17 protein-coding genes and 3 tRNA genes are annotated in these 19,783 nt (G+C 58.7%); 4 read left to right on the forward strand and 16 right to left on the reverse strand.

Annotated features, from left to right (window positions below; all coding sequences use genetic code 11):
- Positions 1-29: 29 nt before the first annotated feature.
- From ACMXYJ_RS07955 to ACMXYJ_RS07965, 3 genes are all read right to left on the reverse strand, one after another.
- Positions 30-106: transfer RNA gene (locus ACMXYJ_RS07955), tRNA-Met, on the reverse strand.
- 232 nt (positions 107-338) lie between these two features.
- Positions 339-415: transfer RNA gene (locus tag ACMXYJ_RS07960), tRNA-Met, on the reverse strand.
- A 229-nt stretch (positions 416-644) separates the two neighbouring features.
- Positions 645-721 (reverse strand) — tRNA-Met (locus ACMXYJ_RS07965).
- A 301-nt stretch (positions 722-1,022) separates the two neighbouring features.
- On the opposite strand from ACMXYJ_RS07965, the gene dinB reads away from it, so the two are divergent.
- A complete protein-coding gene (gene dinB / locus ACMXYJ_RS07970; RefSeq protein ID WP_415759364.1) occupies positions 1,023-2,084 on the forward strand; it encodes a DNA polymerase IV in 1,062 nt (353 codons plus the stop codon).
- A gap of 84 nt (positions 2,085-2,168) precedes the next feature.
- Here the strand turns inward: dinB and ACMXYJ_RS07975 are convergent, their stop codons facing one another.
- The 4 genes from ACMXYJ_RS07975 to ACMXYJ_RS07990 all read right to left on the reverse strand — a co-directional run bounded on the left by ACMXYJ_RS07975 (position 2,169) and on the right by ACMXYJ_RS07990 (position 6,972).
- Positions 2,169-3,131: a hypothetical protein gene (locus ACMXYJ_RS07975; protein WP_415759365.1), complete on the reverse strand. Its 963-nt coding sequence runs from the start codon at positions 3,129-3,131 to the stop codon at positions 2,169-2,171.
- Positions 3,132-3,148: 17 nt separating this feature from the next.
- A complete protein-coding gene (locus ACMXYJ_RS07980; RefSeq protein ID WP_415759366.1) occupies positions 3,149-4,864 on the reverse strand; it encodes a proline--tRNA ligase in 1,716 nt (571 codons plus the stop codon).
- 144 nt (positions 4,865-5,008) lie between these two features.
- Entirely contained in the window at positions 5,009-6,574 is a 1,566-nt protein-coding gene (locus tag ACMXYJ_RS07985) for an AmpG family muropeptide MFS transporter (RefSeq protein WP_283183256.1), read from the reverse strand.
- Between the two features lie 44 nt (positions 6,575-6,618).
- Positions 6,619-6,972, reverse strand: coding sequence for an MGMT family protein (locus tag ACMXYJ_RS07990; RefSeq protein WP_008153938.1), 354 nt, complete (start codon positions 6,970-6,972; stop codon positions 6,619-6,621).
- Between the two features lie 163 nt (positions 6,973-7,135).
- Between ACMXYJ_RS07990 and ACMXYJ_RS07995 the strand changes: the two genes are divergently transcribed.
- Positions 7,136-8,143 (forward strand): DUF481 domain-containing protein, encoded by a 1,008-nt coding sequence (locus tag ACMXYJ_RS07995; RefSeq protein WP_415759367.1) that lies wholly within the window; start codon positions 7,136-7,138, stop codon positions 8,141-8,143.
- Positions 8,144-8,252: 109 nt separating this feature from the next.
- Here the strand turns inward: ACMXYJ_RS07995 and ACMXYJ_RS08000 are convergent, their stop codons facing one another.
- Positions 8,253-8,462, reverse strand: a complete 210-nt coding sequence (locus ACMXYJ_RS08000; RefSeq protein WP_002554837.1) for a cold-shock protein — start codon at positions 8,460-8,462, stop codon at positions 8,253-8,255.
- Between the two features lie 354 nt (positions 8,463-8,816).
- Between ACMXYJ_RS08000 and dcd the strand changes: the two genes are divergently transcribed.
- Both dcd and ACMXYJ_RS08010 read left to right on the forward strand, forming a co-directional pair.
- Complete coding sequence (gene dcd, locus ACMXYJ_RS08005) at positions 8,817-9,383, forward strand: dCTP deaminase (protein ID WP_007904652.1); 567 nt, start codon at positions 8,817-8,819, stop codon at positions 9,381-9,383.
- 105 nt (positions 9,384-9,488) lie between these two features.
- A complete protein-coding gene (locus ACMXYJ_RS08010; protein WP_017336784.1) occupies positions 9,489-9,698 on the forward strand; it encodes a hypothetical protein in 210 nt (69 codons plus the stop codon).
- 93 nt (positions 9,699-9,791) lie between these two features.
- Here ACMXYJ_RS08010 and ACMXYJ_RS08015 read toward each other — a convergent pair whose 3' ends face one another.
- From ACMXYJ_RS08015 to ACMXYJ_RS08050, 8 genes are all read right to left on the reverse strand, one after another.
- Complete coding sequence (locus ACMXYJ_RS08015; protein ID WP_415759369.1) at positions 9,792-10,556, reverse strand: ABC transporter ATP-binding protein; 765 nt, start codon at positions 10,554-10,556, stop codon at positions 9,792-9,794.
- 13 nt (positions 10,557-10,569) lie between these two features.
- Complete coding sequence (locus ACMXYJ_RS08020) at positions 10,570-11,688, reverse strand: succinylglutamate desuccinylase/aspartoacylase family protein (RefSeq protein ID WP_415759370.1); 1,119 nt, start codon at positions 11,686-11,688, stop codon at positions 10,570-10,572.
- A 24-nt stretch (positions 11,689-11,712) separates the two neighbouring features.
- Positions 11,713-12,423, reverse strand: a complete 711-nt coding sequence (locus tag ACMXYJ_RS08025; RefSeq protein WP_415759371.1) for an ABC transporter permease — start codon at positions 12,421-12,423, stop codon at positions 11,713-11,715.
- A complete protein-coding gene (locus tag ACMXYJ_RS08030; protein WP_415759372.1) occupies positions 12,420-13,148 on the reverse strand; it encodes an ABC transporter permease in 729 nt (242 codons plus the stop codon). The genes ACMXYJ_RS08025 and ACMXYJ_RS08030 overlap by 4 nt, the downstream gene beginning before the upstream one ends.
- Positions 13,149-13,204: 56 nt before the next feature.
- Positions 13,205-13,987: a transporter substrate-binding domain-containing protein gene (locus ACMXYJ_RS08035; RefSeq protein WP_415759373.1), complete on the reverse strand. Its 783-nt coding sequence runs from the start codon at positions 13,985-13,987 to the stop codon at positions 13,205-13,207.
- A gap of 310 nt (positions 13,988-14,297) precedes the next feature.
- A complete protein-coding gene (locus tag ACMXYJ_RS08040) occupies positions 14,298-15,986 on the reverse strand; it encodes an ATP-dependent DNA ligase (protein WP_415759374.1) in 1,689 nt (562 codons plus the stop codon).
- Positions 15,983-17,017, reverse strand: coding sequence for a ligase-associated DNA damage response exonuclease (locus ACMXYJ_RS08045; RefSeq protein WP_415759376.1), 1,035 nt, complete (start codon positions 17,015-17,017; stop codon positions 15,983-15,985). Before ACMXYJ_RS08045 ends, ACMXYJ_RS08040 begins: the two co-directional genes overlap by 4 nt.
- Positions 17,018-17,209: 192 nt before the next feature.
- Complete coding sequence (locus ACMXYJ_RS08050; protein WP_415759377.1) at positions 17,210-19,660, reverse strand: penicillin acylase family protein; 2,451 nt, start codon at positions 19,658-19,660, stop codon at positions 17,210-17,212.
- Positions 19,661-19,783: the final 123 nt, after the last annotated feature.

Below are 19,783 nucleotides of genomic sequence, written 5' to 3' on the forward strand. Positions count from 1 at the left end.
CACTCTTTCGAGTAGCCTTTTTCGATGTTTGGTTGCGGGAGCCGGATTTGAACCGACGACCTTCGGGTTATGAGCCCGACGAGCTACCAGACTGCTCCATCCCGCGTCTGTGTGGCGGCATTCTACAGGCGAACGCCGGAGTGTCAACCGTTAATCCTGAATAGGGTCATATAAGCCTAAATGAGCGGCGAACGGTCGTGAGGGAGACTTAAGTTTCGGAATCAGAACGATTTCTCGTTTATGCGCCGTCAGCCGTTACCCGCTCGTATCTATGCTCATATTTACAAAAGGGACGCGCACAAAAAAGGCCACTCTTTCGAGTAGCCTTTCTTGATGTTTGGTTGCGGGAGCCGGATTTGAACCGACGACCTTCGGGTTATGAGCCCGACGAGCTACCAGACTGCTCCATCCCGCGTCTGTGTGGCGGCATTCTACAGGTGAACGCCGAAGTGTCTACCGTTAATCCTGAATAGGGTCAAATAAGCGTAAATGAGCGGCGAACGGTAGTGGGGGAGACTTAAGTTTCTGAATCGGAACGATTTCTCAATCCTGCATGTCAGGCGTTACCCGCTCTTTCTATCTCGTGTTTACAAAAGAGACGCGCACAAAAAAGGCCACTCTTTCGAGTAGCCTTTTTTGATGTTTGGTTGCGGGAGCCGGATTTGAACCGACGACCTTCGGGTTATGAGCCCGACGAGCTACCAGACTGCTCCATCCCGCGTCTGTGTGTCGGCATTCTACAGAGGATCGGCGGGCTGTCAACCTTCAATCCAGAGAAAACCTCTTCCCGTTCAATCGCTTAGCTTGAAAATAGGGCTGGGCGATTGGCTGTAAGGTCGGTATGGCAAGGCTTTCAGCTCTATTGGGTGAAGCGCTTCGATTAAGAAAATAAATTCATCAGGCACTTTTCCTACAAGTAGAAAAGAACATTCGGAGTACTGGTGCTATATACAGGTGTCAGTGAGATACTGCCGATCTGACTCGCCAATACGCCATTTCTTCACCATGAACACTGCATTTATATGACGCAGCGAAAAATCATCCACGTCGATTGTGACTGCTTCTACGCCGCCATCGAGATGCGTGACGACCCGCGCCTGGCTGGGAAGCCTCTGGCAGTGGGCGGGTCTGCGGATCGGCGTGGCGTGATCGCTACCTGCAATTATGAGGCGCGGGCTTATGGGGTGCGCTCGGCCATGTCTTCCGGACATGCCTTGAAGCTGTGCCCGGACCTGACCATCGTCAAGCCACGCATGGAGGCCTATAGAGAAGCCTCCAAGGAAATTCATACGATCTTTCGCGATTACACCGACTTGATCGAGCCTCTTTCACTGGATGAGGCCTACCTCGACGTGTCGGACTGTGCGCATTTCGGCGGCAGCGCCACGCGGATCGCCCAGGACATTCGTCGTCGCGTCTCTAATCAGCTGCACATCACTGTTTCGGCTGGCGTTGCGCCGAACAAGTTTCTGGCCAAGATCGCCAGCGACTGGAAGAAGCCCAACGGTTTGTTCGTCATTACGCCGGATCAGGTCGAGGATTTTGTCAGTGGTTTGCCAGTGAGCAAGTTGCACGGCGTTGGCAAAGTGACCGCGGACAAATTAGGCCGGCTCGGCATCGTCGATTGTTCGCATCTGCGCGAATGGGACAAGTTGGCGCTTGTGCGCGAATTCGGCAGCTTCGGCGAGCGACTCTGGAGCCTGGCCCGTGGGATTGACGATCGATTAGTGCACAACGACAGTCGCCGGCAGTCGATCAGTGTCGAAAACACCTACGACGTGGACCTGCCGGATCTGGTGAGCTGCCTCGACAAATTGCCCGAGTTACTGGAGACCCTGGCCGGCCGTATGGCGCGAATCGACAGCAGCTATCGACCGGGCAAGCCATTCGTCAAAGTGAAATTCCATGACTTCACCCAGACTACGCTGGAGCAGGCCGGGGCAGGGCGGGATTTGGGGAGCTATCAGTTGTTGCTGACCCAGGCGTTCAATCGCGGCGGGAAACCGGTGCGGTTGCTGGGGATTGGAGTGCGGCTGGAGGATTTGCGGGGCGGGTTTGAGCAGATGGAGTTGTTTGAACGTTGAAAGTCAAAAGCAAAAGATCGCAGCCTTCGGCAGCTCCTACATTGGAATGCGTCCTCAGTAGGAGCTGCCGAAGGCTGCGATCTTTTAAGGGGCCTTATTCGGTCCCGGATCCGCGACCAGTCGCCCGGCATCCTTGGTCAATGACTTGAGGAATTCGGTCTGCAACTCAGGATCGTTGCGCGTCAGTTCGATCAGGCTTTGTTCCAGCTCGGTGGCTTCTTCTTCCAGACCCAGTTCCGACAAGCGTTTGACCCGGTGTACCCACTGGCTCACTTCGTCGTCTTCGAGGTCGTCGTAAATCAGCCCGTGAGCTTCGAGCAGCTTGCCACGCAAGGAACTACTGACCGCCAGGGACGAATTGGTGTGCACGTCGTCCTGGGCATCCTGGACGCTGATCAGCAGCCGGCTCAGATGATTGATGTCATGTTCGGCGAACGGGCTGTCCAGCAGGTTCACGCGCAATACACCGTTTTTGTCGGTGCTCAGCTCGAACGTTTCCTTGCCGGCCTTGACCTCAACCGGACGCTCGCTCCATGGCAGGCTCGAGTATTCGGTGCGCTTGTCGAGCTGAACCTCGTCGATTCCCGCCAGGTTCTGTTGCGCACGACCATGAGACTGCACGTTCATGAACGGGTTGAGCCCGGCAAAACCATAGCTCAACCAATCTTTCGTAACGCTGTCCGGCAGATTGCCGAGAGCGAACACGTTGACCACGTTCGCACCGACACCGGCCACCACGGCCACCGCACCCAGCGGAATCTCGTAAGCCTCCCGCCAGGGTTGGTAAGGCGTATAGCGGTCGTAATGGCGTGTGACTTCGAATTCGGTGACTTCGAAAGTCTTCTGCTCGTGGATCTTCACCCGACGTTGCGGCAGCTCAAGCACCTTTGGCTCGCCGACATCAATCTGCAGGCTGTGATCGAGCAATTTACGCTCGACACGTTCCTCGTGCTCGCTGCGTTGTGACATGTGATTGGCACAGCCGCTGACCAGCAGGGTGCCGCACAGGGCGGCACCACCGAGGCCTAAGGTGTTTCGCTTGAACATGACTTCTCTATCTGGTGTCAGCGGCGGATACGGGACTGAAGGAAGGACAACACGTCTGAGACCGGCAGCGCTTGCGCTTCGGGCTCGGTGCGGCTCTTGTATTCAAGATTGCCTTCGGCGAGGCCGCGGTCACTGACCACGATCCGGTGAGGAATGCCGATCAGCTCCATGTCCGCGAACTTGATGCCCGGGCTGGTTTTCTTGTCGCGGTCGTCCAGCAGTACTTCGAAGCCGGCAGCAGTCAATTCTGCATACAGCTTGTCGGTGGCTTCGCGAACCTGTTCGGTTTCGTAGCGCAGCGGTACCAGGGCGATCTGGAACGGGGCCAGCGTGTCACTCCAGATGATCCCGTTGGCGTCGTTGTTCTGCTCGATGGCCGCAGCCACCACGCGGGAAACGCCGATGCCGTAGCAACCCATTTCCAGGGTCACTGGCTTGCCATTCTCGCCCAGCACTTCGCACTTCATCGCTTTGCTGTACTTGTTGCCCAGCTGGAAGATGTGCCCGACTTCGATGCCGCGCTTGATTTCCAGGGTGCCCTTGCCGTCCGGGCTCGGGTCGCCGGCGACCACGTTGCGCAGGTCGGCAACGGTCGGAACCGGCAGATCACGCTCCCAGTTCACGCCGAAATAGTGTTTGTCATCGATGTTGGCACCGATGCCGAAGTCGCTCATCAGCTCGACGGAACGGTCGATGATGATTGGCAGCGGCAGGTTCAACGGGCCGAGGGAGCCAGCGCCGGCGCCAATGGCGTCGCGCAGTTCGGCTTCGGAGGCCATCACCAACGGGCTGGCAACGCCAGGCTGGTTGCCGGCCTTGATTTCGTTCAGCTCGTGGTCGCCACGGATGATCAGGGCAATCAGCTTGCCTTCCTCTTCCGCGTGAACAACGAGGGTCTTGATGGTCTTTTCAATCGGCAGGTTGAAGCCTTCGACCAGTTGCGCAATGGTCTTGGCGTTCGGCGTGTCGACCAGACGCAGCTCTTCGGCAGGTGCGGCGCGGGAGGTTTCGCGTGGCACGGCTTCGGCTTTCTCGATGTTCGCCGCGTAGTCGGAACCGTTGCTGAAGACGATATCGTCTTCGCCGGATTCGGCCAGCACGTGGAACTCGTGGGAGCCGGCACCACCGATCGAGCCGTTGTCGGCTTCAACCGGGCGGAATTTCAAGCCCAGACGGGTGAACACGTTGCAGTACGCCTGGTGCATGCGGTCATAGGTGACCTGCAGCGATGGCTGGTCAGCGTGGAAGGAGTAGGCGTCCTTCATGATGAATTCGCGGCCGCGCATCAAACCGAAGCGTGGACGGATTTCGTCACGGAATTTGGTCTGGATCTGGTACAGGTTGATCGGCAGCTGTTTGTAGCTGCTCAACTCGTTGCGCATCAGGTCAGTGATGACTTCTTCGTGGGTCGGGCCGGCGCAGAAATCGCGACCGTGGCGATCCTTGAAGCGCAACAATTCAGGGCCGTATTCTTCCCAGCGACCGGATTCCTGCCACAGCTCAGCCGGTTGGGTGCTCGGCATCAACACTTCGAGAGAGCCCGCGGCGTTCATTTCTTCACGAACGACGGCTTCGACCTTGCGCATCACTCGCAAGCCCATCGGCAGCCAGGTGTACAGGCCCGAGGCGAGTTTGCGGATCATGCCGGCGCGCAGCATCAGCTGATGGCTGATGACGACCGCGTCGGAAGGCGTTTCTTTCTGTGTGGCGAGCAAAAATTGACTGGTGCGCATGGTTGGCCGTTGTCGGTTGCTGATGACGAGAAATGACGGAGCATTGTACGGGCGAGATTTGCTGGCGTACAGGCGTGCGGTCGGCGGGGGTTGGCGGGAGCGCGGGAATCCCCGCGCCCTCTGTGCTGCTTCCTGCTAAAGAACCTACGATTCTTCCGCGACCTGGGTCGGAACCGGTTCTGGTGTCGGCGTTGGCGTCGGGCCTTCGCGGCGGCTCTCCTGGAACCAGTGCAACGCGATCAACAGCAGCGTCGGTACGCCCAGCAGGGCAGTGATCAGGAAGAAGTTGTGATAACCGAATTTCTCCACCATGACTCCCGAGTAGCCGCCGATCAGGCGTGGCAGCAAGAGCATGATCGAGCTGAGCAGAGCGTACTGGGTCGCGGAGAACTTGAGGTTGGTCAGGCTCGACAGGTAGGCAACGAATGCCGATGTCGCCAGGCCCGAGCTGAAGTTGTCCAGGGAGATGGTGCCAATCAGCATGTTCAGGTTGGCCCCCATGTCGGCGAGCATCAGGAACAGCAAGTTGGTACCGGCTGATGCAATGCCGCCGATCAGCAGAATCGGCAAGATGCCGAAGCGCACGATCAGCAGGCCGCCCATGCCGGCGCCGACCAGGGTCATGATCAGGCCAAAAATCTTGCTGACGCTGGCAATCTGATCCTTGGTGAAGCCTTGGTCGATGTAGAACACGTTAGCCATCACGCCCATGACCGTATCGGACATCCGATAGGTGGCGATCAGCCCAAGTAACAGGAACGCTTGCCAGCGGTAGCGCAGAATGAAGTCGTTGATCGGCGTCAGCACCGGCGCCAGGCCTCGGCGGCCAATGGCCGACAGGCACATGGCAGTGAGGGTGGTGTAGAGGATCGCCCGCAGGAACGCGCGGTCTTCGAGCAGCAGGTCGAGCACGCTTACGCCTTCGAACAGCACGCTGGCGAAATCGGTGTTGTACAGCTGAGTGAACATGGCCGGCACGGAAACCAGCAGCACGATCAGCACAAACACCGATGCGAGTTGATGCACAAAGCTGTAGCGCCCGGCCTGAAGCTGCGTGCGCAGCGGCACCGGCGGTTCGCGCATGAAAAAGGAGGTCAGCAGCGCCGGAACCATCAAGGCGCCGAACAGGATGTAGGTGCCGGCCCATGCCGAATGCTTATAGTTGAAACCGGTGGAGCCGAAGCCTTCAGCGAAGAACAGGGCGCCGGCGGTGGCCAGCAGCGCGGCGATCCGATAACCGGACATGTAACTGGCGGCGAGCGCGGCCTGGCGGGTGTCGTCGGCGATTTCCAGGCGATAGGCGTCGACCGCGATGTCTTGCGTCGCCGAGGCGAAAGCAACGACCACAGCAATGGCGATCAGCCAGGACAAATGCTTTTGCGGGTCGCAGAAACCCATCCCGATCAGGCCGAGGATGACCAACGCCTGGGAAAGCACAAGCCAGGAACGTCGACGACCGAGCTTGCCGAGAAAAGGCAGGCGCCATTGGTCGAGCAGCGGTGACCAGACCCATTTAAAGGCGTAGGCCAGGCCGATCAGGCTTGCATAGCCAATGGTTTCGCGAGCCACACCGGCTTCGCGCAGCCAGACCGAAAGTGTCGAAAACACCAGCATGTAGGGCAGGCCGGCGGCGAAACCAAGCAGCAACAGTACAAGCGTCGAGGGGCTGGCATAGGCGGCGAGCGCGGCGCGCCAGGTTTTACGGGGCATGGGCTGGAGTCTGCCTCAAGAAATACGGAAACAAAGCGCGCACTCTAACCGCTGTGCTCTACCGGGCGCCAGCCATGGCGCTGAATATCAACACGATTGTTCAGGATACTGATGCCCTCCATGCGCAAACGCGCGCGTTGTTCATCCCCCGAAGGGCTGCCTGCAGGCAGGCTGATACGCCCGCCGGCGCCGAGCACGCGGTGCCAGGGTAATTTGCTGTCGCCCGGCAGTTGGCTCAGCGTCCGTCCGACGAAGCGGGCGGCGCGACCCAGCCCCGCCAACTCGGCGAGCTGCCCGTAACTCACGACTTTGCCCTCCGGGACTTGCGCCAGTGTCAGGTACAGCGCCGTGCGTCGGATTTGCGCCGGACTATCGGTTTCAGTGGTTGAGTCGGTCACGTCGGCAGTTCCTGAAAAAGTTCGTCTTACCGTCTGTAGAGTAAATCCTGGATCGCCTATTGAGAAATGAACTCAATAGAAATAGTCGGGTCAGTCCTTGCTAGGGTCTTATTCGTATGGATAATGCCGACTTTTTTTCGCAAACTTGAGCCTGTATTTGCTTATGTTGTCCAGAACCCTGCTGTGCCTTGCTGTCGTCAGTGCCTCCACGCCCTTGCTCGCCGATACCGTCTGGTTGAAGAACGGTGACAAGCTGAGCGGAAAGATCACCGTTTTCGATGGCGGCAAGCTGCTGATCCAGACTGAATACGCCGGTGCCGTCCCGATCGACTGGAAGCAGGTCAAAACCCTGGAAAGCGATCAGCAGTTGCTGGTCAAGCAGGATGCCTACACCGGTGAAAAGGCCAAGGCACTGCATGCAGCAGAAGACGGCAAGGTCACCCTGGCCAATGGCGACGCTCCCAAGACCGTCGAACTGGCCAGCATTCAGCAGATCCTCAAGCCCAAGCCGGTGGTAGAGGATTTGGTGTGGAAGGGTAATGTCGATGCAGCGCTGGATTATCAGCGGGCCGAGAAAGACACTGACGATTACGATATCGACTTCAAGACCACTGCGCGTCATGGCAGATGGCGACACACCGCAGAAGGCGAGTACAACCGCGAATTTCAGGATGACGTGGTCACTACCGACAACTGGCGGGGCGAATACTCGCTCGACCGCTTCCTGACCGAAAAATGGTTCTGGCAAGGACGCGCGGTCTATAAGCGCGACAAGGTCGAAGAGCTTTCCCGCCAGCGCACCGTCGGTACCGGTCCGGGTTACCAGTTCTGGGACGACGAGCTGGGCGCATTCTCGCTGGGCTCGCTGGTCAACCGCACGGACTATGAGTTCGCTGACGGTGGTAAAGAAAACTTCTATTCCGTGGCGATGAAGTGGGACTACAACCGCTACCTGATCGGTAAGAGGGTGGAGTTCTTCACGAACGGCGAAGTGGGCAAGCCGTTGTCGGGCGTTGCGGAGTACGCGCTCGATGCCGAAATGGGCTTGCGCTACAAGGTGACCGAGTGGGCGTCGCTTAACCTGAAGGCTGAGCGCGATATCATCAGCGGCACCGACGATGCTGATTTGGACAAGACGCGCTACACCGCAGGGTTTGGCGTGGCCTGGTAAGACGCAAAAAATCGCAGCCATGGGCTGCGATTTTTTTTGCCTGCAAAACAGACAGGCACAAAAAAGCCCCGCTTTTGAGGGCGGGGCTTTTTACTAAAGCAAGTACAAGTTAGATAACTTGAACTTCTTCAGCTTGCATGCCTTTCTGACCGCGGGTAGCGATGAAAGAAACCTGTTGGCCTTCTTTCAGGCTTTTGAAGCCGTCGGATTGGATAGCTTTGAAGTGAACGAACAGGTCGTCACCGGATTGTGGAGTGATGAAGCCGAAGCCTTTTTCATCGTTGAACCACTTAACGGTACCAGTTTGGCGATTAGACATGGTGTAACTCCTTGAACAAAGATAACTGCGACGCAGGAAGAACCCTGGCCGAGACTGAGTGCAAAGAGCAGGAAAAATTCTTGTAGATGGTTGGATCGAAATTCAACATATCGTGTAGAGATTCTCAGTGACACAAGCAGCACAGTGGCGCCACCTTAACCCTTTTTCCGGAACGTGCCAATGCTTCCTGCGAAGGTTTCTCTGTTTTCATGACTGACGGTCCGCCGGTTTTCCCGCAAGACCCGGGAATTACGGGGGATCGGCAAGATTTGTGCCCCAGACTTTGAACCCGAAGCGCGCGCCCGGTAAGATGCCGGACAGATTTTTTCCACCTCGCTATTCAGGACACCCGCCATGAGCATCAAATCGGACAAGTGGATTCGCCGCATGGCGCAAGAGCACGGCATGATCGAGCCCTTCGTAGAGCGTCAGGTGCGCGGCAGCGACGATAGCCGTGTGATCTCCTACGGCGTGTCAAGCTACGGCTACGATGTGCGTTGCACAAATCATTTCAAGGTGTTCACCAACATCAACTCGGCTATCGTCGACCCGAAAAACTTCGATGCTGGCAGCTTCGTCGACATCCACAGCGACGTGTGCATCATTCCGCCGAACTCCTTCGCCCTGGCCAGCACCGTCGAATATTTCCGCATTCCGCGTAATGTATTGACCATTTGCCTGGGTAAAAGCACCTATGCGCGCTGCGGTATCATCGTCAACGTCACGCCGCTTGAGCCTGAGTGGGAGGGTCATGTGACCCTGGAATTCTCCAACACCACCAATCTGCCGGCGAAAATCTACGCGAACGAAGGCGTGGCACAGATGCTGTTCCTTGAATCCGACGAAGAGTGCGAAGTGTCCTACAAGGACCGTGGCGGCAAGTATCAGGGCCAGCGCGGCGTTACCCTGCCACGCACCTGATCCGTCCGTCAGGCAAGTCGTGGGAATTCTTGAGCGGGTAGACACTCTATTGGGTGTACTGCCCGGTTCGCGCAATGCGGACGGGCCATCGCTCAGGAGTGCCCTATGAAGATCGATCCGCGAATAAGTGCCGAACTGGCAAGGCTTGAGCCCAATCAGGTTGGCGTTTTGGCCTGGTCCTTGTTGGCACATCCACCTATCAGCATGGCAGGGGGCATCCCCGGTCAGCCTGATCCCGATACCCCCAACGAACAACCCACCGAGCCCGGTGAGCCTACGCTGCCGGATGAGCCGCCTCCCGCGCCTGTTGCTTGATTGCCGCCTGTGAAAAACGAATGGCCAGTCAGCTGATGTCTTCAAAGACTTCAGCTGACTGGCCATATTTCGTTGTAGCGGTGAGAAGTGAGGCTATTTCAGGTTGCCGCTCAGGAACTGCTTCAACCGTTCACTTTTCGGATTGCCCAGCACATCGTCCGGCGCACCTTCTTCTTCCACCAGCCCTTGGTGCAGAAACAGCACCTGGCTCGATACTTTGCGGGCGAAGCTCATTTCGTGGGTCACCATAATCATGGTGCGGCCTTCTTCAGCCAGGCCCTGAATCACGCGCAGTACTTCGCCCACCAGTTCCGGATCGAGTGCCGAGGTCGGTTCGTCGAACAGCATGACTTCTGGTTCCATGGCCAACGCCCGAGCGATGGCGACCCGTTGCTGCTGGCCACCGGAAAGAAACGCCGGGTATTGATCCGCCACGCGCGCCGCCAGCCCGACCTTGTCGAGGTAGCGCCGTGCGCGGTCTTCGGCTTCCTGCTTGCTGCATCCCAGCACCCGACGCGGGGCCATGGTGATGTTTTCCAGCACCGTCATGTGGCTCCACAGGTTGAAGTGCTGGAACACCATGGCCAGGCGGGTGCGGATTTTTTGCAGTTCATCGGCATCGGCCACGTGCATGCCGTGGCGATCCTTGATCATGCGGATGTTCTGGCCATCCAGGCTCATGGCGCCGTCGTTGGGCTGTTCGAGAAAGTTGATGCAACGCAGGAAGGTACTTTTGCCCGAGCCGCTGGCGCCGATCAGGCTGATGACGTCGCCGGTGTTGGCCTTGAGTGAAACGCCTTTGAGTACTTGATGTTCGCCATAGCTTTTATGCAGGCCTTCAATGGTCAGTTTGTACATGGGGCATGCATCCTCAAGGCGAAAGTAGGTAGCCGCTGCGATAGGCTTCGGTGCCCGCAATGTGGGCGATCACCATGCCGGCAGTGGCCATGCGCCGTAGCGAACGGGCGTACATCAACCCGGCAACGGTGCAATGAACGGGGGTGACGCGGTCAAAGATAGGGTCGATGATTTCAGCGATCAGTTGCCCGGCTTCGAGGTATTCCCCAGGTAGCGCGGTGAACACCAGCAGCCCGCCGACCGGTGTTGCCACCGGTTCAACACCGGCCAGCGGCGTGGCCGGGTAGGGCAGTTCAGGCAGCGAAGCGGGTTCGCCAGCGATGGCGCCGAAGTGCGTCAGGTAATTGATCAGCGCCTGGCAATCGAGGCTGGCCAATGGATGATTGACGTCACCCTGACCGCGTAACTCGACGGTGACCGAAAAGCTGCCCAGCGGAATATCAAAGTGTTCGCCGAAGCGTTCCTTCAACTGCCACCAGAGCAGGGTGAAGCATTCATCGAACGACTGACCGCCGGAGTCGGTAGCCAGCAGGCTGGCTTCGGCGCCGATGTAGCGCGCCAGCGGCTCGACCTGCGGCCACGCCTCGGGCGTGGTGTAAAGGTGGGCGACCGCTTCGAAATCGCAATGCAGGTCCAGGACGATGTCGGCATCGCAGGCCAGCCGTTGCAGAGCCAGGCGCTGGGATTGCAGTTGCGTGCTGGCAGTCTGTCGGGCGAGGGCATTGCGCAGGCTGCTGCGAATCAGTTCGAGGTTGCGTTGCGGATCGTCGCCGAGCAGGCCTTCAATCTCGTTGCCCACGGCTTCGCTCAGATCGACGAACCAGCGATTGAAGTTCTGCCCGCTTTCGAGGTCGTAACGGCCCAACGGTACATCCATCAGCACTTGTTCGAGGCCGACCGGGTTGGCCACAGGCACCAGCACGATTTCACTGCGCAGACGGCCGGCGGCTTCAAGTTCCGCCAGACGTTGCTTGAGGTGCCAGGCAACCAGCATGCCCGGCATTTCGTCGGCGTGCAGGGACGACTGGATGTAAATTTTTCCTTTGGCCGATGATGGGCCGAAGTGAAAGCTGTGAATTTGTCGAGCGGTCCCCGGCAACGGGGCCAGCAGGTCATGAATCTGGTGGCGCATGTCTCTTTATCCCTAAAGCGGGTCCTAGTGGGTCGGCCCGAGGAAGGCCAGCCATCGGCGTTCGGCGAGGCGGAACAGGCCGACCAGCGCAAAGGTAACGGTCAGGTAGATCAGCGCAGCGATGCCGAACGACTGGAAGGTCAGGAAGGTCGCCGAGTTGGCGTCCCGCGCGACTTTCAAGATGTCCGGGATGGTCGCGGTGAAGGCCACGGTGGTTGAGTGCAGCATCAAAATCACTTCGTTGCTGTAATAAGGCAACGAACGACGCAGGGCCGAAGGCATGATCACGTAGGCATACAGCTTCCAGCCTGTCAGGCCGTAAGCCTTGGCCGCTTCGACTTCACCGTGAGCCATGCTGCGAATCGCCCCGGCGAAAATCTCCGTGGTGTAGGCGCAGGTGTTCAGGGCGAAGGCCAGGATCGTGCAGTTCATCGCATCGCGAAAGAACGCATCCAGTACGGGTTGGGCGCGCACGGCGGCCAGACTGTAAATCCCGGTGTAGCAGATCAGCAGCTGAATATAGAGAGGCGTACCCCGGAACAGATAGGTGAAGAACTGAACCGGCCAGCGGACGTAGAAGTGTGGCGAAACCCGGGCGATGGACAGCGGGATCGACACCACGAAACCGATGAAGATCGAGGCGCTGAGCAGCCACATGGTCATGGCCAGGCCGGTGATGTTGTAGCCGTCGGTATAAAGGAAAGGTTTCCAGTACTCCTGCAAGAGTTCGATCATCGTACGGCCTCCCGGGAACCGGCGGCGTAGCGGCGTTCAAGCCTGCGCAGGACGAAATTGGAGGCACTGGTGATCAGCAGGTAAATCAGCGCTGCAAGCACCAGGAAGTAGAACAGCTGATAAGTGCTTTTACCGGCATCCTGCGCAGCCTTGACCAGGTCGGCGAGGCCGATGATCGAGACCAGCGCTGTGGCCTTGAGCATCACCATCCAGTTGTTGCCGATACCCGGCAGGGCAAAACGCATCATCTGCGGGAACACCACGATCCAGAAACGCTGGCCGCGCTTGAGGCCATAAGCGGTTGCCGCTTCGACCTGGCCCCGTGGAACCGCGAGAATCGCGCCACGGAAGGTTTCGGTGAAATACGCGCCATAAATGAAGCCCAGGGTGATGACCCCGGCGCTGAACGGGTTGATCTCGATGTATTCCCATTCCATGAAATCGGTAAACGACGTCAGCCAGGTTTGCAGGCTGTAGAAGATCAACAGCATCAGCACCAGGTCCGGCACCCCGCGAATCAGCGTGGTGTAGAGCTGGGCCGGTACGCGCACCAGTTTGACTTTTGACAGCTTGGCACTGGCGCCTAGCAGCCCGAGCAATACGGCCACCAACAGCGACAACACCGACAATTTGATGGTCATCCAGGTGCCTTCCATCAGCAACGGGCCGAAGCCCTGAAGGCTGAAGGCTGAGAGCCCCAGGCTTTGTAATAGGTTTTCGAACATAAATCAGCAACCTGATCGGATGAAAAAAGCGCCCATCGCAAGATGGGCGCCGGGCATTATTTGCCGCTGTACAGATTCAGATCGCCAAAGTGTTTCTTCTGAATGGTGGCGTAGGTGCCATCGTCGTGTAACGCTTTGATACCTTTATTCAAAAGGTCTTTGAGGTCTTTGTTACCTTTAGAGATACCGATAGCTGTTTTGGCTGGCAGCAATTCGCTGTCCACTGGCTTGCTGATTTCGTAACCGGCGCCATTTGGCGACTTCAAAAAGCCCAGTTCGGCTTGCAGCATGTCCTGGATGCCGGCGTCGAGGCGACCGGAAGTCAGGTCGGAATACACTTGGTCCTGGTTCTGATAGGCCTGGGTTTTCACGCCCGCCTTGTCCAGAACGGCTTTGGCATAGGCTTCCTGGATGGTGCCTTGTTCGTAGCCGACAGTTTTGCCCTTCAGCGAAGCGACGTCTGCGGTGACGCCAGAACCTTTCTTGGACACGTAGGCGGTTGGGCCGGAGAACAGCTCGTTGGAGAAGTCGATGACTTTTTCGCGGGCCGGGGTGACGGTCATCGAAGAGATCACACCGTCGAATTTATTGGCCTTCAGGCCCGGAATCATGCCGTCGAAATCGCTTTCGACCCACTTGCACTTGACCTTCAGCTCGGCGCAGATCGCGTTACCCAGATCGATGTCGAAGCCCACCAGGTTACCGTCAGCCGCTTTTGACTCAAACGGAGCGTAGGAAGGATCAACGCCAAAACGCAATTCCTTGTATTCCTTGGCCAGCGCGGAACCGGCTGCCATGCACAACGCCAGTGCAGAAAGGGTCAGCAATGCTTTTTTCATTATTCAATCCCTAAAAACCAATATGAGCGCTTGTGGCGCAGAATTATTGTTACTGGAAAGCGTAAGACCCTATGAAAGTAGCAATTTCCGAACCAGAGTCCCGAACAAGTGTTTTAAAAGGTGATTCAAGAAATGGCAAGGAGGGATTTGTGCACGAAAACGGGCGTCGGAAAATAGCTGCACCAACTTGATCCAGAATGGCGCAGATCCATGTGGGAGTGAGCCTGCTCGCGATAGCGGAGTGTCAGGCAGTAAAGTGTTTCCTGATACACCGCTATCGCGAGCAGGCTCGCTCCCACAGGGAACTTGGTTAGCCCAGTAAGTCCTGCAGAGTTGTGAGATTGTCAGCTTCTTCGACCGACTTATCCTGCCGCCAGCGCAGCATCCTCGGAAACCGCACCGCAATCCCGCTCTTGTGCCGCCTGGACAGGGCGATGCCCTCAAATCCCAGTTCAAACACCAGACTTGGCGTAACGCTGCTCACCGGCCCGAATTTCTCTACGGTGGTCTTGCGCACGATGCTGTCGACCTGGCGCATTTCTTCGTCTGTCAGCCCCGAATAGGCCTTGGCGAACGGCACCAGTGCGCGTTCGCTCGCGTCAGGCGGCCCGTCCCACACGGCGAAGGTGTAATCGCTATAAAGGCTGGCGCGTCGACCATGGCCGCGTTGCGCATAAATCAGCACCGCATCGACGCTGAACGGGTCGACTTTCCATTTCCACCAGATGCCCATGTCCTTGGTCCGCCCGACGCCATACAACGCATCCCGAGCCTTGAGCATCATGCCTTCGACACCGAGCTTGCGGGAGGCTTGCCGTTGTCGGGCGAGGTCGAACCAGTCTTCGCCGGTGAGCAGGGGTGAAAGGAGTAACACCGGGTTGTTGCAGCGGGTGACGACGTGCTCCAGTTGAGTGCGCCGCCTGGCCTGAGGCTGGTTGCGCCAGTCTTCACCCTGCCATTCCAGCAGGTCGTAGGCGAGGATCACCACCGGCACGTCTTCGAGGATTTTTTTGTCCAGGGTTTTACGGCCGATCCGCTGTTGCAGCAGAGCGAAAGGTTTTACCGCGGGCGAAGCCGGGGAGTGAGGGTTGAAGGCGTCCTCGGTGGTGGGTTGTCCGGTTTTCCAGGCGACGATTTCACCGTCGATCACCGTACCCTCGGGCAAGCAGTGAACCAGACGCTCGAGTTCGGGAAAGCGCTCGGTGACCAGCTCTTCGCCTCGCGACCAGATCCACAGTCGCCCGTCGCGTTTGACCACTTGGGCGCGGATGCCATCCCACTTCCATTCCACTTGCCAATCGTTGGCCGGGCCGAGCAGGGCTTCGAATTGTTCAACGGGTTGTGATAGCGCGTGGGCCAGGAAAAACGGGTAGGGCTGACCGCCCCGTTGGCCATGTTCGTCAGATGATTCGGCGGCGATCAACTTCAAATAACCCGACGCGTTCGGGCGGTTGGACAGGTCGGTGTAACCCACCAGTCGCTGGGCGACGCGTTTGCTGTCGAGCCCGGCCATGGCCGCCAAGGCGCGGGTGACCAGCAATTTGGAGACGCCGACGCGCAAACTGCCGGTGATCAGTTTGATGCAGAGCATCAGGCTCTGGCGGTCCAGTTGCGACCACAGGGCCGGCAGTCGCTCGGCGAGGACTTGCGGGGTTTCACCGCGCAGCGGCAGCAGTTTGTCTTCAATCCAGACCGCCAATCCATCGTTGGAGCTGTGAAGCGTTTCGGGCAGCACCAGCGAAATGGTTTCCGCCAGATCGCCGACCGCCTGATAACTCTCTTCGAATAGCCACGGCGAGAGGCCGGAGATCTCCACCGCCAACTCTCGCAGAATGCGCACCGGCACCAGTTGTCGAGGCCGTCCGCCGGACAAAAAGTAAACAGCCCATGCGGCATCTTTCGGCGCTGCCTCGGCGAAGTAGCGTTGCATCGCCACCAGTTTGGCGTTGCTCGACGTCGTGGCATCGAGTTCGGCGTACAACTCGGCGAACGCCTTCATGGCAGCACCTCGTCGCTCTCGGGTTCGACGGCTGCGTTTTCTTCCTCATCGTCGCCGTACTCGGTGTTGAAACTCATGGCATCGAGGCCCCGTTCGCGCAGATGGCGCACCAGTGCCCCGACCGAACCGTGGGTCACCCTCACTCGCTCAGCACCGGTCTGTTCGATGGCCCAGAGCAGGCCGGGCCAGTCGGCGTGGTCAGACAGTACGAAACCACGGTCCACGCCACGTCGCCGCCGTGTGCCACGCAAACGCATCCAGCCGCTGGCGAAGCCGTCGCTGTATTCACCGAAGCGACGCATCCAGGTGCTGCCGCCAGCCGAAGGCGGGGCCAGGACTAACGCCTTGCGCATCATGGGGTCGCTCTTTTTTACCTCGCCGGCATAGATCGTTGGCGGTAAATAAATACCCCCTTCGCGATAAACCTGATTGAGCGGTTCCACGGCGCCGTGCACCAGAATGGGGCCGAGGCTGGCATCGATGCCGTGGAGAATTCGCTGCGCCTTGCCGAACGCATAGCAGAACAACACGCTGGTTTTGTCGGCGGCGGCGTTGGCTTGCCACCACTGATTGATCTCGGCGAAGACGTGCGCCTGAGGCTGCCAGCGATAAATCGGCAGGCCGAAGGTCGATTCAGTGATGAAGGTGTTGCAGCGCACGGGTTCGAACGGCGCGCAGGTGCCGTCGGGCTCGATCTTGTAGTCGCCCGAGGCGACCCAGACTTCGCCGCCGTATTCCAGACGCACCTGTGCCGAGCCGAGGACATGGCCGGCGGGGTGAAAACTCAAGGTGACGCCATGGTGGGTCAAGGGCTGACCGTAGGGCAGGGTTTGCAGGTTGATGTCCTGGCCCAAACGCGCACGCAAAATCCCTTCGCCGGGAGCCGCCGCCAGATAATGCTGATTGCCGGTGCGGGCATGGTCGCCGTGAGCGTGGGTGATGACTGAACGTTCGACCGGCCGCCACGGGTCGATGTAGAAATCTCCGGCCGGGCAGTACAAACCTTCAGCGCGCGCGATAACAAGATCCATGTTGTTACCAAAATGGAGGGACTTGTTAGCTATGAGGTTTGCGCGAGGCTAGAAGTTCTATTGATTTTTCAGAGATCAGAAGCAAAAGATCGCAGCCTCGTTTCACTCGACAGCTCCTACAGGGGATACGCATTTCAATGTAGGAGCTGTCGAGTGAAACGAGGCTGCGATCTTTTGATCTTGCCTTTTGCCTTATTTGCCCGGTGTCAGCGTCAACCGCGTCTTCCCATACACCTTGTCAAAGTTCTGCGGCTGCATTGGCAGACTCATGTATTGCCCCTTCAGCCACGGATCAATGCTGTCGAGGTAGTTCGGACTCGCCGGATTACCGGATTGCCCGGTACCGTTCTGCCCCATCAGCGGTTCGGCCTGGCCGAAGTCGACGATATAGCGCATGGCCGGTGCCAGCGTGGTGTTGAAATTCTGACCCCAGGCGAACGCTGCGGTATTCAGCGTGGTGTGGTCACCGCCGGCCGCAAGCGGACCGCGTACCGTCTGGCCACTGGCGTTTTTCCACTCGTAGCGGTGCAGTTTGCCCCATTGCCAGGCTTTGTGATCGCCGCCCAACTGGCTGTCGCCCGCGCTGATCGCGGCTGCCAGGCTGCGGGCGAGGATCGCCGGTTTATCTTCTTTTTGCGGTGTGCGAGCGTCATCCCAGAACGGACTGTCCTCACGCCCCAGCAGATGATCAGCCTGGGCCGCGTAGGACAACTTGCCGTTGGCGATAAAGGCTTTCCACGCCGGGCTGCTTTCCGGGCCCAGTTCATCGAGGAAGATTTGCTGGGTGCTTTGCTGCAGGAACAGCTCATAGATCGCCGCATCGGCCGAGGTCGGGCTGAGTTTGCCATCGAAGGCCATCAGGCGGGTATACGCCTCGCGAGCCTTGCCACGATCCGCCTCAGGCAACGCTTCAATGGCCTGCTTGAGTGGCTTGGCCATGCCCGGTGCTTCGAACATTTTCTTCAGCTTGGCAGCGAAAGTGGTGGTCTGGTCGTATTGCATGGCGATCAGGCTGCGTGTGTCGTGTTTGCCCACGCCCGCCAGTTCGGCCAGGCGTTCGCCACGCTCCGGTGCCGACCATGAATTGGACAACTGCATGCCGTAGCCATGGGGAATGACGCGCTGGTTGGCAGTGCCTAGCCAGCCTTGGGCCGGATCCTGGTCATAGGGATGGAGCATCGGGTCGGCGTAACCATCCCAGTCATAACGACCTTCCCAGCCGGGCGATGGCAGCAGGCCTTCGCCTTCGCGACGGTTCGGGTAGCGACCGGTGACTTGCCAGCCGATGTTGCTGGCGTCGGCAAATACCAGGTTCAGCGCGATGGCGCGGATTTCGCGGCTGGCGTCCGAGGCTTTCTCGACGGTCTGGGCGCGGGACAGGTCGAAAAACGCGTCCAGGGTCTTGTCGTCGGTGAAGTTCGGCGTCTGCAAGGCGAGGCCAAAACCGTTAGCCAGCGTCGTGCCCTGGGCACTGTTGAGCAGCGGGCCATGGCGGGTTTCGTACACCACTTCGCGAATCGGCCGCTGGCCTTTGACGAAGTAGGTTTCGTTACGAACGATCGCCGGCTGCCATTTGCCGCCCACCTCGTAGGAAAGACCATTGCCCTGGCGTTTGATTTTTTCCAGGAACAGGTCCTGGTTATCGCCCATGACGGTGGTCATGCTCCACGCCACTTTGCCGTTGAAACCGCCAAGCACCATCGGCAAACCGGCAATCGTCACACCGGAAGCCTGGTACTTCGGCGCGCGAATCTGCACGTAACTGAACAACGACGGCACGCCCAGTGGCCCATGGCTGTCGCTGGCCAGCAGGCTTTTGCCGCTGCGGCTGCGTTGCGGGCCGATCGCCCAATTGTTCGACGAAGTGGCGCCCAGCATATTGAGATCAGACAGTTGGCTCGTGGCTTTGCTGATCTCGGCCAGGCCCGGGATTTGCCCGTTGAGCTTGATGCCCTGAAGTTTTTCAGCTTCGCCCAGCGGCAGTTTTTCGTCAGGAGCGGATGGCGTCAGCCACGGGAGTTTGTCGGTGCTGACGGTCTGGGCCAGCATCAGCGAGGCAATCTCTTCCGGCAGGTTGGCCGACTGGCTGAAGTTCAGCAGGCAGAAAATCAGCGCCGAATCTTCCGGCTTCCAGTATTCAGGTTTGTAGCCCGTGGCCGCGAGGTCCGCCGGCAGCTTGTCGCGATAGCGGAACAGGTAGGCGTTGACGCCGCGGGCATAGACTTCGAAGAAGCGTTTGAGGCGCGGCGAAGACGCCTTGTACAGCTCGCCGGCGCTTTTCTTCAGATTGACGGCGCGCATGTAGCGGTCAGCGTCCAGCAGGTCCGAACCGGACATCTCCGACAAACGGCCCTGAGCCAACAGGCGCAGGGTGACCATTTGCGTGATGCGGTCGGTGGCGTGGACGTAACCCAGGGTGAACAGCGCGTCGTGGAAGGTGTTGCTTTCGATCAACGGCATGCCCATGGCATTGCGGCGTACCGAAACGTTCTGCGCCAAGCCCTTGAGCGGCTGCACGCCGGTGGTTGGCGGGAGGGTGTCCTGGGTGTTCCAGGTCTGACAAGCGGTCAGGCTCAAAACACCGGCCACTGCTGCGGCAACGCCGAACCGGGGAAGAAAATGTGTAAGGGCTGGCGAGGCCATGGCAAAGCTCCTGCGGGGGGGTAGCGTCATTAAAGGCGCTACGTTAGTGAGCAGGAGGTGCCCGCGCAAGCGGGGTATCAGGTTATTTCAGGATTTGTCTGGGGATCGCAAAAGATCGCAGCC

It is taken from the genome of Pseudomonas arabinosi, from assembly GCF_047758675.1.
GTDB classification, from domain to species: Bacteria; Pseudomonadota; Gammaproteobacteria; order Pseudomonadales; family Pseudomonadaceae; genus Aquipseudomonas; species Aquipseudomonas arabinosi.